13 protein-coding genes are annotated in these 14,629 nt (G+C 60.2%); 6 read left to right on the top strand and 7 right to left on the bottom strand.

Annotated elements, in window-relative coordinates:
* The first annotated feature begins 91 nt into the window (after positions 1-91).
* The gene (gene tcdA, locus NL123_RS24055; RefSeq protein WP_494356495.1) at positions 92-901 is read left to right on the top strand and encodes a tRNA cyclic N6-threonylcarbamoyladenosine(37) synthase TcdA; all 810 of its coding nucleotides are present in this window, start codon (positions 92-94) and stop codon (positions 899-901) included.
* A 116-nt stretch (positions 902-1,017) separates the two neighbouring features.
* On the opposite strand, the gene NL123_RS24050 is transcribed toward tcdA, so the two are convergent.
* From NL123_RS24050 to NL123_RS24035, 4 genes are all read right to left on the bottom strand, one after another.
* Positions 1,018-1,431, bottom strand: coding sequence for a SufE family protein (locus tag NL123_RS24050; RefSeq protein ID WP_494356494.1), 414 nt, complete (start codon positions 1,429-1,431; stop codon positions 1,018-1,020).
* A complete protein-coding gene (locus tag NL123_RS24045) occupies positions 1,428-2,633 on the bottom strand; it encodes an aminotransferase class V-fold PLP-dependent enzyme (protein WP_248486620.1) in 1,206 nt (401 codons plus the stop codon). Before NL123_RS24045 ends, NL123_RS24050 begins: the two co-directional genes overlap by 4 nt.
* Before the next feature lie 64 nt (positions 2,634-2,697).
* On the bottom strand, positions 2,698-3,732 hold the full coding sequence (gene dapD, locus NL123_RS24040) for a 2,3,4,5-tetrahydropyridine-2,6-dicarboxylate N-succinyltransferase (RefSeq protein WP_071496944.1): 1,035 nt from the start codon (positions 3,730-3,732) through the stop codon (positions 2,698-2,700).
* Between the two features lie 33 nt (positions 3,733-3,765).
* Entirely contained in the window at positions 3,766-4,074 is a 309-nt protein-coding gene (locus NL123_RS24035) for an arsenate reductase (RefSeq protein WP_231999482.1), read from the bottom strand.
* 268 nt (positions 4,075-4,342) lie between these two features.
* Here NL123_RS24035 and NL123_RS24030 point away from each other — a divergent pair, with 268 nt between their 5' ends.
* Entirely contained in the window at positions 4,343-5,986 is a 1,644-nt protein-coding gene (locus tag NL123_RS24030; protein ID WP_494356493.1) for a Na+/H+ antiporter, read from the top strand.
* A 12-nt stretch (positions 5,987-5,998) separates the two neighbouring features.
* Here NL123_RS24030 and dapC read toward each other — a convergent pair whose 3' ends face one another.
* The 3 genes from dapC to map form a co-directional block, all read right to left on the bottom strand.
* Entirely contained in the window at positions 5,999-7,198 is a 1,200-nt protein-coding gene (gene dapC / locus NL123_RS24025) for a succinyldiaminopimelate transaminase (RefSeq protein ID WP_494356492.1), read from the bottom strand.
* A gap of 177 nt (positions 7,199-7,375) precedes the next feature.
* Positions 7,376-10,078, bottom strand: a complete 2,703-nt coding sequence (locus NL123_RS24020) for a [protein-PII] uridylyltransferase (RefSeq protein ID WP_071496937.1) — start codon at positions 10,076-10,078, stop codon at positions 7,376-7,378.
* Positions 10,079-10,143: 65 nt separating this feature from the next.
* On the bottom strand, positions 10,144-10,926 hold the full coding sequence (gene map, locus NL123_RS24015; RefSeq protein ID WP_016975842.1) for a type I methionyl aminopeptidase: 783 nt from the start codon (positions 10,924-10,926) through the stop codon (positions 10,144-10,146).
* A gap of 387 nt (positions 10,927-11,313) precedes the next feature.
* Here map and rpsB point away from each other — a divergent pair, with 387 nt between their 5' ends.
* From rpsB to frr, 4 genes are all read left to right on the top strand, one after another.
* Positions 11,314-12,051 (top strand): 30S ribosomal protein S2, encoded by a 738-nt coding sequence (rpsB, locus tag NL123_RS24010; protein WP_003189158.1) that lies wholly within the window; start codon positions 11,314-11,316, stop codon positions 12,049-12,051.
* Positions 12,052-12,242: 191 nt separating this feature from the next.
* Positions 12,243-13,106: a translation elongation factor Ts gene (gene tsf / locus NL123_RS24005; RefSeq protein WP_058425287.1), complete on the top strand. Its 864-nt coding sequence runs from the start codon at positions 12,243-12,245 to the stop codon at positions 13,104-13,106.
* 209 nt (positions 13,107-13,315) lie between these two features.
* On the top strand, positions 13,316-14,059 hold the full coding sequence (gene pyrH, locus NL123_RS24000) for a UMP kinase (RefSeq protein WP_003189161.1): 744 nt from the start codon (positions 13,316-13,318) through the stop codon (positions 14,057-14,059).
* Positions 14,056-14,613 carry a ribosome recycling factor gene (gene frr, locus NL123_RS23995; RefSeq protein ID WP_012722596.1) on the top strand — a complete coding sequence of 186 codons (558 nt, stop codon included), beginning with the start codon at positions 14,056-14,058 and terminating at the stop codon, positions 14,611-14,613. The genes pyrH and frr overlap by 4 nt, the downstream gene beginning before the upstream one ends.
* Positions 14,614-14,629 lie beyond the last annotated feature (16 nt).

Below are 14,629 nucleotides of genomic sequence, written 5' to 3'. Positions count from 1 at the left end.
AAGGCCATCTTAGTTCTTAACTTGTAGCTTGAGGCTTCGAACTTGTCGCTGCGTAGCCCTATAATGCGCGCCGGTTTTTGGGGTAATGGTCATGAGTACAGAAGATCCGCGGTTTGCAGGCGTCGCCCGCTTGTATGGCATTGAAGGCCTGGAACGCTTGAAAGCGGCCCATGTGGCGATCGTCGGCGTCGGCGGTGTGGGCTCGTGGGCGGCGGAAGCCGTGGCCCGTTGCGGGGTGGGCGAGATTTCGCTGTTTGACCTGGATGACGTCTGCGTCAGCAACAGCAACCGCCAGTTGCATGCCCTGGACAGCACCGTAGGCAAACCCAAGGTCGAGGTGATGGCCGAGCGCCTGCGCGGCATCAACCCGGACTGCACGGTGCATGCGGTGGCCGACTTCGTGACCCGCGACACCATGGCCGAATACATCACCCCCAACATCGATTGCGTGATCGACTGCATCGACGCGGTTAACGCCAAAGCTGCGCTGATCGCCTGGTGCAAACGCCGCAAGATCCAGATCATCACCACCGGCGGCGCCGGCGGGCAGATCGACCCGACATTGATCCAGGTGTGCGACTTGAACCGCACCTTCAACGACCCGTTGGCGTCGAAAGTGCGCTCGACCCTGCGCCGTGACTACGGTTTCTCGCGTACCGTGACCCGCCATTACAGCGTGCCGTGCGTGTTTTCCACCGAGCAACTGCGTTACCCCAAGCCGGATGGCAGCATTTGTTTGCAGAAAAGTTTTGTCGGGGATGGCGTGAAGCTGGACTGCGCGGGTGGGTTTGGCGCGGTGATGATGGTGACCGCCACGTTCGGCATGGTGGCGGCGACCAAGGCGGTGGACAAGATTGTGGCCGGGGTGCGTAGGCCGTCGGAGCGGGTCAAGCCCACTTAAATCTCGGAACCCGACACAATTCAAATGTGGGAGGGGGCTTGCCCCCGATAGCGGTGGATCAGCCAACTTGTTCAGTGACTGACACCCTGCAATCGGGGGCAAGCCCCCTCCCACATTTAGCTTTGTTTATGACTGATTTCGCGCATACGTTGCAGCACCGCGTTGAGGCCATTGCTGCGCGACGGTGACAGTTGACGGGAAAGCCCCAATTGATTGAACCAGTCGGGCAAGTCCACGGCCAGCAGCTCGGCAGCAGAAAGCCCATTGACCCGCGCCAGCAGCAGCGCCACCAACCCACGAATCATCCGTGCATCGCTGCTGGCGGCGAACTGCCAGTGGCCGTCCTGCAAACGCCCCACCAACCACACCAGGCTTTCACAGCCCTGTACCAGGTTGGCGTCGACTTTGTCCTCGGCGGCCAGGGCAGGCAGCCGTTCGCCCCACTGCATCAGCATCCGCGCGCGTTGTTCCCAACTGCCGACGGACTGAAAGGCTTCCAGCGCAGCAACCGCCTCCATTGGCAGGCTCATCGCAGCATATCCAGCGCCTGGTCCAGCGCTTCAAAGAAGCGTTCCAGATCATCCGAATCGTTGTACAGCGCCAGAGACACACGGATCGCCCCTGACAACTCCATTGCCTTGAGCAGCGGCATTGCGCAATGGTGTCCTGCGCGTACGGCAATGCCTTGCTCGGTGAGCAAGTGCGCAAGATCAGCGTTATGCACGCCATCGACAACGAAGCTGACCAACGCCACCTGCGGCGCGCCCAGTATGTGCACGCCATTGCGCGCTTTGAGCCCACGCAACAGGTAGTCATGCAGCGCCGCTTCATGGGCGACGACCGCTTGTTGGTCCAGCGAATTCAGGTAATCCAGGCTGGCACCCAGGCCGATCACACTGGCAATCGGCGGGGTGCCTGCTTCGAAACCCAGCGGCGCCGGGCGGAAACTGGCGCTGTGGTAGTCGGCCTGTTGCACCATCTCGCCGCCAAACTGCCAGTGTCGCAAGTGGTGCAGGGCTGCGTTGCGGCCAAACAGCACGCCGACGCCATCCGGGCCATAGAGCTTGTGGCTGGAAAACACATAGAAGTCGCAACCCAGGGCCTGCACGTCGTGGCGGCCGTGGACGATGCCTTGGGCGCCATCGACCACGGTCAGTGCGCCGTGGGCCTTGGCCGCAGTGATCAGCGCTTCCAGAGGCTGCCAGGCGCCGAGCACGTTGGATAACTGGCTCACCGCCAGCAGGCGTGTGCGCGGGCCGATCAGCGCGGCGGCGGCTTGCAGGTCGATCACGCCGTCATCATTCAACGGCAGCACCACCAGCGTGGCGGCGCGGCGTTTGGCCAGTTGCTGCCAGGGCAGCAGGTTGGCGTGGTGTTCCAGGGCGCTGACGACAATCTCGTCGCCCGCATTGAATAAGTGCTCAAGGCCGTAGGCCAAGAGGTTCAGCGCAGAGGTCGCGCCGTGGGTGAACACGATCTGCCCACTGTCGCCTGCATTCAACCACTGCGCGACCTTGCTGCGGCTGTCTTCGAACGCCTGGGTCGCATGGGCGCCGGGCAAGTGCTGGGCACGGTGCACATTGGCTGCGCCATTGGCGTAGTAATGGCTGATCGCATCCAACAGGGCCTGGGGCTTTTGTGTGGTGGCGGCGTTGTCCAGGTACGTCTGGTCTTGCCGTTGCAGGGTGGCGATGGCCGGGAAATCGGCGCGCCAGGGGGAGGGCACTAGCATGGTGTTCAAGACTCGTATAAGCGAGCCCCAGGGTCGGGGCCCGCTAGTGGCATCGAGTGGCTGCTTAGTTGTGAGCGTGCAGCGCTTCGTTCAGTTCGATGGCCGATTTGTGGGTTTTGCACTCCACGGCACCGGTCTCGGAGTTGCGACGGAACAACAGGTCCGGCTGGCCAGCCAGTTCGCGAGCCTTGACCACTTTGACCAGTTGGTTTTTCTCGTCCAGCAGCGCGACCTTGGTGCCGGCGGTGACGTACAGGCCGGACTCCACGGTGTTGCGGTCGCCCAACGGGATACCGATACCGGCGTTGGCGCCGATCAGGCAGCCTTCGCCGACCTTGATCACAATATTGCCGCCACCCGACAGGGTGCCCATGGTGGAGCAGCCGCCACCCAGGTCCGAGCCCTTGCCGACGAACACGCCGGCCGATACACGGCCTTCGATCATGCCCGGGCCTTCGGTACCGGCGTTGAAGTTGACGAAACCTTCGTGCATCACGGTGGTGCCTTCGCCCACATAAGCACCCAGGCGCAGACGCGCGGCATCAGCGATACGCACGCCGCTCGGCACTACGTAGTCGGTCATTTTCGGGAACTTGTCCACCGAGAACACTTCCAGCAGCTCGCCACGCAGGCGCGCTTCGAGCTGGCGTTCGGCCAGTTCGTTGATGTCGATCGCGCCCTGGCTGGTCCAGGCCACGTTCGGCAACTGCGGGAACACACCGGCCAGGCTCAGGCCGTGGGGCTTGACCAGGCGGTGGGACAACAGGTGCAGCTTGAGGTAGGCCTCAGGCGTGGAGGTCAGTGCGGCGTCTTCGGCCAGCAGGGTGGCAACCAGCGGGGTGTGGCTTTCAGCCAGGCGGTTGAGCAGCGCGGCTTGGGTGGCGTCGACATTCTTGAGGGCATCGGCCAGTTGCAGCGCTTGGCTGATGGTGAAGGTGATGGCCTGGTTGCCTTCGGTGTAACCGAGGATCGGCGCGATGGCCGCGACGATTTCAGCCGATGGGTTGAGCAGCGGTTGCGCGTAAAACACTTCCAGCCAAGCACCTTGGCGGTTCTGAGTGCCGACGCCGAAGCCCAGGCTGAACAGGGAATTGGACATGCTGTTACCTCTACAAAAATGGAAAGGGCTGGCCTACTTGAGGGCCGCCGAATAACTATCTGGCTTGAAGCCAATCAGGGTTCTGTCACCGAGATCAAGCACCGGGCGCTTGATCATCGAAGGTTGTGCGAGCATCAATTCAATGGCTTTCGACTGATCGAGATCGGCTTTGCGTTCGTCTTCGAGTTTGCGAAAGGTGGTGCCCGCACGGTTCAAAACCACCTGCCAACCGTGCTCGTTGCACCATTGGGTCAAGTGTTCGCGGTCGATACCGGCCGTTTTGTAGTCGTGGAACTCATAGCCCACGCCGTGCTCATCGAGCCAGGTGCGCGCTTTTTTCATGGTGTCGCAGGCTTTGATGCCGAAAAGGTGCAACGTTTTGCTTGAAGCGGTCAAGGAATTGCCCCCCTTTGGACCAAGTAGAAATTAAAGGTCACGGATTATGCCACGACCAGCGGGACCGTGCCCCTCGTCATGCTGGCGTGCGACTTATGTGCAAAGGCCGGTCGGCAGCATAGGCGGTTAACATAGCCGGGCAATATGGCACTTCAACGGCCAGTTGTTGCCTGATGTGTGTCGTTGCAAGTCGATTGTCCGGGAAACCCGCGTTATGCAAACCGCCTATACCGTTCTTATCTTGCTGATGCTGGTCAGCGTTTCGCGTCTGGTTGGGCGTGTCATTCCTCTGCCGTTGCCCCTGGTGCAAATCGCCGCCGGTGCCCTGCTGGCCTGGCCGACGCTGGGCCTGCACGTGGCGCTGGACCCGGAGTTGTTCCTGTTTCTGTTCCTGCCGCCGCTGCTGTTTTCGGATGGCTGGCGCATGCCCAAGCGTGAGTTGTGGCGGTTGCGTGGGCCGATCCTGACGTTGGCGGTGGGGTTGGTGTTGTTCACGGTGGTCGGTGCTGGTTATTTCATTCACTGGATATTGCCTACGATCCCGCTGCCGGTGGCCTTCGCCTTGGCAGCCGTTTTGTCGCCGACGGATGCCGTGGCGGTGTCGGCGATTTCCCAGAACCGTCTGCCTACGCCCTTGATGCATATGCTGCAGGGCGAGGCCCTGATGAACGATGCGTCGGGCCTGGTGACGTTCAAGTTTGCCCTGGCGGCGGCGTTGACCGGGGTGTTTTCCCTGGCGGATGCCAGCCTGACCTTTGTGTTGGTCGCTGTCGGTGGCTTGGCTGTTGGCGTAGCCCTGAGCTGGCTGGTCGGCCGACTGCGCGCCTGGATGATCGCCCGTGGCTGGGATGACCCGGCAACCCACGTGGTGTTCATGTTGTTGCTGCCATTTGCCGCCTACGTGCTGGCGGAGCGCCTGGGCGCCTCGGGCATCTTGTCGGCGGTCGCCGCGGGCATGATGCAAAGCTGGCTTGACCTGCTGCCACGCCAGACCAGCACACGCTTGCTCAATCGCAGTGTCTGGTCGCTGTTGGAGTTTGCCTTCAACGGCCTGATCTTCCTGCTGCTGGGCCTGCAACTGCCGGACATCATCAAGGCCGTGGTCAGCCACGAGACAACGCTATGGCCGACCCTGTTTTATCGCTGCCTGGATGTGATCGCGATCTTCCTGGTGTTGGTGGTGCTGCGTTTTATCTGGGTGCAGAGCATCTGGCGGCTGTCAGGCCTGTTACGCCGAATTCGTGGGAAAAGCGAGCTGACGCTGGTGCCGACCGCCCGTTCCTGCTGGTTGTTGACTGTGGGTGGTGTGCGCGGTGCGGTGACGTTGGCCGGTGTAATGTCGGTGCCTTTGCTGCTGGCGCCGGGCCAGGACTTTCCCGAGCGCGACCTGCTGATCTTCATCGCGGCAGGCGTGATCCTCCTGTCGCTGATCGCTGCCTGTATCGCCTTGCCGTTGTTGTTACGTGGCATTGAAAAGAGCCCGGACGAGAAACGTCACAAAGAGGTCCGCGAGGCCTGGAAAAAAACGGCTGTGGCTGCGATCCATGCGCTGGAAGCAGAAGAACCCGCTGAGCCCGAAAGCCAGGACGCCGCCCAGGCGGCACTTGCCACTGAGCTCAAGGCACGGCTGATGTCGGAATATCGCCATCAATTGGAGGTGTTCAACGACTCGGCCGAGGCCCAGGTGCTGGCGCAGCAGATGGACCTGCTTGAGCGCAAACTGCGGCTCAAGGCGCTGCGGGCGCAGCGCCTGGAGTTATATAGCCTGAGTCGTCATCACCAGATTGGTGATGACGTGTTGAGGGAGGTGTTGGCGGATCTGGACATGAGTGAGGCGAATCTGGGGCAGCTGAAATGACCACCAAGCCCTTTAGCGGCGACGCTGAATAAAATCGCGAATGCGTTCAGCCGCTTCCACACATTCCGCCAGCGGTGCAACCAACGCCATGCGCACGCGCCCGGCACCGGGGTTGAAACCATCCACTTCCCGCGACAGATACGAGCCCGGCACCACGGTTACATGTTCTTCCACGAACAAGTCGCGGCAGAACGCGGCATCATCGCCATTCACATGCGGCCACAGGTAGAAGCCGCCGTCCGGGCTCTGCACATCCAGCACTGGCTTGAGAATCGCCAGCACCGCATCGAACTTCTCGCGGTACAGGTCACGGTTGGCTTGCACGTGGGCTTCATCCTGCCAGGCGGCAATGCTTGCCAACTGGGTCTGCACCGGCATCGCGCAGCCGTGGTAGGTGCGGTACAGCAGGAACGCCTTGAGGATGTCAGCGTCGCCGGCCACAAAGCCTGAGCGCAGGCCCGGAAGGTTGGAGCGCTTGGACAGGCTGTGGAACACCACACAACGCTTGAAGTCCTGACGCCCCAGTTCGACGCAGGCGCTCAGCAGGCCCGGCGGCGGGGTTTGTTCGTCGAAGTACAGCTCGCTGTAGCACTCGTCGGCGGCGATGACGAAGTCATATTCGTCGGCCAGGGCGATGAGTTTTTTCAGCGTTTCGACCGGGATCAGCGCGCCGGTCGGGTTGCCGGGGGAGCACAGGAACAGGATCTGGCAACGCTTCCAGATGTCCGGGGTCACGGCGTCGAAGTCCGGGTTGAAGCCATTGGCGTCCAGGCATGGCAGGTAGTGCGGCTTGGCCCCGGCCAGGAACGCGGCGCCTTCGTAGATCTGGTAGAACGGGTTCGGGCTCACCACCAGCGCGTCGTCGCCACGGTTGACCACGGTCTGGGTGAAGGCGAACAGCGCTTCACGGGTGCCATTGACCGGCAGGATATTGCGCGCCGGGTCGAGCCAGCCCTTGGGTACGTTGAAACGGCGTTCGCACCAGGCGCCGATGGCCTCACGCAGCGCCGGGATGCCCAGGGTGGTCGGGTAGACCGCCATCTGGTCGAGATTATCGGCCAGGGCCTTGGCCACGAATTCCGGGGATTTGTGCTTGGGTTCGCCGATGGACAGCGCAATCGGGCGCTTGTCCGGGTTTGGCGTGACGCTGCCGAGCAGGGCGCGCAGTTTCTCGAACGGGTAGGGCTGTAGCTGGTTCAGGGCGTTGTTCATGGAAATCTCGTTCAATTCGGTTGAAAGCATGCGGTCTGCTGGGCGCAGCGATTCTTATGTGGGAGGGGGCTTGCCCCCGATTGCTGACTGTCAGTTGAAATATTCGTAGCTGACTCACCGCTATCGGGGGCAAGCCCCCTCCCACACAAGCCCTGCTTCACAGATTAATCCGCGTATTCAAATAGTCAGGCGCGTGAGTTCGACGCCGGGCTCCTGGGTCACGCTCAACTGCTGGACGATGGCTTCCTGCAAGCGCAGGCACAGCTCAGGGTCGGACAGCGGCTGATTGTCGGCATCGGTGATGAAGAACACGTCTTCGACGCGCTCGCCGAGGGTCGCAATCTTGGCGTTCTGCAGCGACAGGTCGAACTCCAGGAAGATCCCGCCGATGCGTGCCAGCAGGCCTGGGCGATCCGGAGCGCTGAGTTCCAGTACCGTCACCGGCCGTTGGGCGTCGTTGGAAATGGTGACCTGGGGCGCAAATGCAAAATGCTTGAGCTGGCGCGGTACCCGGCGCTGGATGATGGTCGGGTAGTCGTCAGGGTTGCGCAGGGCCTCGGTCAGGCCTTCGCGGATCTTCTTCACGCGCGCCGGGTTGTCGCCAATCGAGTCGCCATCGGTGTCGAGCACGATATAGGTGTCGAGGGTGAACTGGCTGCTGGAGGTGATCACCCGGGCGTCATGGATGTTCAGGTTGAGCTGGTCCATGGCGGCCACGGTTACGGCGAAGAAGTCGTGCTGGTCCGGCGCGTAGATGAAGATCTGCGTGCCGCCTTCGAATTCGCGTTGGGTGGTTTCCTTGATCAGCACCAACGGGCCGCCATCGGCCGGTTGCTGCAGGATCGCGTCGGTATGCCAGGCCACATCACCGGCGGTGTGACGCAGGAAGTAATCGTCGCCCAGTTGCGACCACAGTTGCTCGACATCGTCCGGGTCGTTGCCGCCGCGCACCAGGATATCCAGGGCTGCGCTCTGTGTGCGCCGAATCTGCTCTTCGCGGTCCACCGGGTTTTCCAGGCCACGGCGCAGGGCACGCTTGGTCTCGGTGTACAGCTGGCGCAGCAGGCTGGCGCGCCACGAGTTCCACAGCGTCGGGTTGGTCGCGTTGATATCCGAGACGGTCAGCACGTACAGGTAGTCGAGACGGGTTTCATCACCGACGATCTGTGCGAAGTCGTGGATCACCTGCGGGTCGGACAAGTCCTTGCGCTGGGCGGTCGTCGACATCACCAGGTGGTTCTGCACCAGCCAGACGATCAGGCGGCTGTCCCACAGTGGCAACTGGTGGCGCTGGCAGAAGGCTTCGGCATCAACCGCACCGACCTCGGAGTGGTCGCCGTGCCTGCCCTTACCGATGTCGTGGTACAGACCGGCCAGGTAGATCAACTCGGGCTTGGGCAGCTTGGCCATCAATTTACTGGCCAGCGGAAATTTCTCCGACACCTGGGTGTACTGCAACTTACGCAGGTGCTTGATCAGGTTCAGGGTGTGGGCGTCCACGGTATAGATGTGGAACAAGTCGTGCTGCATCTGCCCGACGATAAAACCGAATTCCGGCAGGTAGCGCCCGAGGATGCCGTAACGGTTCATGCGCCGCAGGTTGCGGTGGATGCCGATCTTGCACTTGAACAGCTCGATGAACAGGCTGGTGTTGCGGATATCGTTGCGGAAGTCGTCGTCGATCAGGTGCCGGTTTTCCCGCAGCAGGCGAATGGTGTCGGCGCGCACGCCTTTGATTTCCGGCTGTTGGGCCATCAGCACGAAGATTTCCAGCATGGCGAACGGCGTGCGACGGAACACGTTGTCGTTGCGCGCCTCGATATAGCCGTCGTGCAGTTGGAAGCGCGCATTGATCGGTTGTGGCGGCGCTTCGTCTTCAGGGGCCAGGATCACTTCTTCGAAATGCTGGATGATCAGGTCGCTGAGCTGGGCAATGCTCATGACCACACGGTAATACTGCTGCATGAAGCTTTCGATGCTGGTCTTCGCGTCTTCGCCTTCAAAACCCAGCAGGGTGGCGATGGAGCGCTGGTGGTCGAACAGCAGGCGGTCTTCGGAACGCCCGGCCAGCATGTGCAGGGCGTAGCGCACCTTCCAGAGGAATTCCTGGGATGAAGCCAGCAGGGCGTTTTCGCTTTCTACCAGGAAGCCTTCGCCGGCCAGGGCGCGCAGGTTCAGGGTGCCGTACTGGCGACGCGCAACCCACAGAATCGTCTGGATATCCCGCAGCCCGCCCGGCGAGCCTTTGACGTTGGGTTCCAGGTTGTATTCGGTGTCGTTGTACTTGTGGTGCCGGGCCTTTTGCTCGGCGCGCTTGGCCAGGAAGAAGTCCTTGCTCGGCCACATGTGTGCGGTGCTGGTGACTTCGAGCATGCGCTGGCGCAGGCGCTCGGGGCCGGCGATGGTGCGGCTTTCCATCAGGTTGGTGATCACGGTGAGGTCGGCGCGCGCCTCTTCGGCGCATTCGTCCACCGAGCGCACGCTTTGGCCGACTTCCAGGCCGATGTCCCACAACAGCGTCAGAAAACGCTCGATGGAATCGCGAAAGATCTCATGGTCGGCGCTGTCCAGCAGGATCAGCAGGTCGATATCGGAGTAGGGATGCAGCTCGCCGCGCCCGTAGCCGCCGACAGCCACCAGGGCGATGTCTGCGTCTTCGCTCCAACTGAACTGTTCCCAGGCCTTTTGCAGAATGTTATCGACAAACCAGGCCCGGTCCTCGATCAGCCGGCGGATGTCCCGACCACTGCGAAAGCGCGCGTCGAGTACCTCGCGGGCCTGGCGGATAGCCTTCTTGAACGCGGCGATGGGGCTCGCCTTCAGGGCCAGTTCGGCCTGGAACTGGCCACGGTCGAAGAGTTCGGGATCCACCTGGGGCATCGATCGGCTTTCCTTTCTATCTATTCAGTCAGTCACAACACAGTGGGGGAAAACCAAAGCAACCTTTAGGCCGAAACGCGTGGGATCGTGTCGTCAGCGCGCAGGGTAAAGATCTCGTAGCCGGTTTCGGTGACCAGCAAGGTGTGTTCCCACTGGGCCGAGAGCTTGCGGTCCTTGGTGATGGCGGTCCAGCCGTCGCCCAGCACCTTGGTGTCGGCCTTGCCCTGGTTGATCATTGGTTCGATGGTGAAGGTCATGCCTGCCTTCAGTTCCATACCGGTGCCGGCGCGGCCGTAGTGCAGGATCTGCGGCTCTTCGTGGAAGACGGTGCCGATACCGTGGCCGCAGAATTCGCGTACCACCGAGAAGCCGTTCTTTTCAGCGTGCTTCTGGATCACTTCGCCGATGTCGCCCAGGCGGCAGCCGGGCTTGACGATCTCGATGGCCTTGTACATGCATTCCTGGGTGACCTGGGACAGGCGCTCGGCCCAGACCGGTACGTTACCGACGTGGAACATACGGCTGGTATCGCCAAAGTAGCGGTCTTTGATCACGGTGACATCGATGTTCAAGGTGTCGCCATCCTTCAACGGCTTGTCGCCCGGAATGCCGTGGCAGACCACGTGGTTGACCGAGGTGCAGATCGACTTGGGGAAGCCCTTGTAGTTCAGCGGCGCAGGGATGGCGCCCTGCACGTTGACGATATAGTCGTGGCAGATCTGGTTGAGGGTCTCGGTGGTGACGCCGGGCTTGACGTGTTCGGCAATCATTTCCAGCACGTCGGCAGCCAGTTTGCCGGCGATGCGCATGCCAGCGATGTCTTCGGCGGTTTTCAAGCTAACGGTCATACAGGCTCTCTCTAGCGCGACGCGCTGAAATCAATACGGTTTACGGGCGTGCGACAAAAGGTTGCAGAATTCGCACAAGCCACAGAAAACGCGATTCTAACAGACCATGGCGTCAAATCATGAGCCTCTGATGATCGCTTCTGTCTATAAGGTAGGGCTATGTCGGCTCTATTCAAGGGGTTACACGAAGGCGCGCTACGGCAAATGTGATTGCGTGTTCCGTTTTTGCCGATGCTGTGGTATAAAATGCGCCGCTTTCCGGGGATACCCCGCAAAGCTTAAATCCACACACGTGTCGACACGATGACCTGGGTGCCGGAGGCCTTGATGCCGCTGGTTGGTCATTGGGATACGTGGAGGCCAAACCCGACTTATTAAGGAACTATCATGTCCCAAGTCAACATGCGCGATATGCTGAAGGCCGGTGTGCACTTCGGTCACCAGACCCGTTACTGGAACCCGAAAATGGGTAAGTACATTTTCGGCGCGCGTAACAAGATCCACATCATCAACCTTGAAAAAACCCTGCCAATGTTCAACGAAGCGCTGACTTTCGTAGAGCGCCTGGCCCAGGGCAAAAACAAGATTCTGTTCGTCGGCACCAAGCGTTCCGCTGGCAAGATCGTTGCTGAAGAAGCAGCACGTTGCGGTTCGCCGTACGTCGATCACCGCTGGTTGGGCGGCATGCTGACCAACTTCAAAACCATCCGTGCTTCCATCAAGCGTCTGCGTGACCTTGAAGTGCAAGCCGAAGACGGTACTTTCGCCAAGCTGACCAAGAAAGAAGCGCTGATGCGCTCCCGTGACCTGGAAAAGCTCGATCGTTCCCTGGGTGGTATCAAGGACATGGGCGGTCTGCCTGACGCACTGTTCGTTATCGACGTTGATCACGAGCGCATCGCGATCACCGAAGCCAACAAGCTGGGCATCCCTGTTATCGGCGTAGTCGATACCAACAGCAGCCCGGAAGGCGTTGACTACATCATCCCAGGCAACGATGACGCAATCCGCGCTATCCAGCTGTACATGGGTTCGATGGCTGACGCTGTAATCCGTGGTCGCAACCACGTTGCTGGTGGTACCGAGCAGTTCGTTGAAGAAGCTCCGGTAGCTGCCGCTGAGTAATTAGCGCCCTGGCGTTGACTCAGTAAGCAAAAAGGGGGCTTGGCCCCCTTTTTGCCACCTCGAAAACCATTTGTCGGCAGCGCAGCTACATCATCTGTAACGTGCAGCGGCCTACAAGGGAGATTCGGGAAGAATTGATCGCCCGTTTGATCGGGTGGAATGGTTGAAAACCTATCCAAGAGGATTTTGAAATGGCAGAGATTACTGCAGCGTTGGTTAAAGAACTGCGTGAGCGTACCGGCGAAGGCATGATGGATTGCAAAAAGGCCTTGACCAAGGCCGGCGGCGACATCGAAAAAGCCATCGACGACATGCGTGCCTCCGGCGCCATCAAGGCCGCCAAGAAAGCTGGCAACGTCGCTGCTGAAGGCGCTATCGCTCTGGTTGAAGACGGTAAAGCCGCCGTTCTGCTGGAAGTGAACTCGCAGACCGACTTCCTGGCCCTGCAAGATGACTTCAAGGCATTCGTTGCTGCCAGCGTCAAGAAAGCATTCGATGAGAAGCTGACTACCGTTGAGCCTCTGATCGAAGCCCAAGAAGCTGATCGCCTGGTTCTGGTTGGCAAGGTTGGCGAAAACGTCAACATCCGTCGCCTGACTCGCGTTGAAGGTGATGTGGTTGGTGGTTACCTGCACGGCAACAAGATCGGTGTAGCTGTTGTTCTGAAAGGCGGCGACGTTGAGCTGGCCAAAGACATCGCTATGCACGTTGCTGCCAGCAACCCTGAGTTCCTGCTGCCTTCGGAAGTGTCTGCCGAAGCGATCGAGCGTGAAAAAGCTGTGTTCCTGAGCCTGAACGCCGACAAGATCGCCGGCAAGCCAGAGAACATCGTTGAAAACATGATCAAAGGCCGTATCAGCAAGTTCCTGGCTGAAGCGAGCCTGGTTGAGCAGGCGTTCGTCAAGAACCCTGAAATCAAGGTTGGCGAACTGGCCAAGAAAGCCGGTGCTGAAATCGTTTCCTTCACCTACTACAAAGTAGGCGAAGGCATCGAGAAGCCGGTCGACAACTTCGCTGAAGAAGTTGCTGCCCAGCTGGCTGCCGCCAAGCAATAAGACAGTTTTCAACTGTCGCCCGAAAGAGGCTGCCCGCTCACGCGCGCAGCCTCTTTTCAAATGGGAAGGCTGATTTTAATTGGCTTCCTTTCGGAACTGGCTTACAAAGCCGTGTTCCGATGGCGCTGTGACAGCGTCCAGCTAGAGTGAACGCAAGCCGTAAACGGCTCGCCAAGAATTTTTAAAATACGCCGCAGGAGAGATTCGCAATGGCTCAGCAGGGCAGTGGTTATCAGGCTCGCTATAAACGCATTCTACTCAAGCTTAGCGGCGAGGCCCTGATGGGCTCGGAAGAGTTCGGGATCGATCCCAAGGTGCTTGACCGCATGGCGCTGGAAGTCGGCCAGTTGGTCGGCATCGGCGTGCAGGTTGGCCTGGTGATCGGTGGTGGCAACCTGTTCCGCGGCGCGGCACTGAGTGCTGCAGGCATGGATCGGGTCACCGGCGACCACATGGGCATGCTGGCCACTGTGATGAACGCCCTGGCCATGCGCGACGCCCTGGAGCGTGCCAATATCTCGGCTATCGTGATGTCGGCTATTTCCATGGTCGGCGTGACCGATCACTATGATCGCCGCAAAGCCATGCGCCACCTGAACTCCAAGGAAGTGGTGATCTTCGCGGCCGGCACGGGTAACCCGTTCTTTACCACCGATTCGGCAGCCTGCCTGCGCGCCATCGAGATCGATGCGGACGTGGTGCTCAAGGCGACCAAGGTGGATGGCGTGTACACCGCAGACCCGTTCAAAGACCCGCATGCCGAGAAGTTCGATCATCTGACCTACGATGAAGTGCTGGATCGCAAGCTGGGCGTGATGGACCTGACGGCTATTTGCCTGTGCCGCGACCACAAGATGCCACTGCGCGTATTTAACATGAACAAGCCCGGCGCCCTGCTGAATATCGTACACGGCGGCGCAGAAGGGACTCTGATCGAGGAAGGCCAACAATGATCAACGAAATCAAGAAAGACGCCCAAGCGCGTATGCAGAAATCCCTGGAGTCTCTGAGCCATGCATTCGGCCAGATTCGTACCGGCAAGGCGCACCCGAGCATCCTGGGCAGCGTGATGGTGCCTTACTACGGCTCTGATACGCCTATCAGCAGCGTTGCCAACATTACCGTTAAAGACTCGCGCACCCTGCAAGTCGTAGCCTTTGAGCGCAACATGCTGGGTGCTGTCGACAAGGCCATCCAGAGCGCCGGTTTGAACCTCAACCCGACCAACCTGGGTGAGTTGCTGCTGATCTCCATGCCGGCCTTGACTGAAGAGACCCGCAAGGGCTTCACCAAGCAGGCTCGCAGCGCTGCAGAAGACGCGCGTGTTGCTGTACGTAATATCCGTCGCGATGCCTTGGGTGACCTGAAGAAGCTGGTCAAGGACAAGGAAATCAGTGAAGACGAAGAGCGTCGTGCCACCGCCGATATCGACAAGTTGACCAAGGATGCCGAGGCCCAGATCACCAAGGCCACGGAAGAAAAAGAAAAGGACCTGATGGCCGTATAAGGGGTCAGGACGCCTT

It is taken from the genome of Pseudomonas sp. FBCC-B1565 (assembly GCF_059133265.1).
Note: the sequence above shows the minus strand (reverse complement) of the source record. Positions and strands in the feature narration are given on the sequence as shown.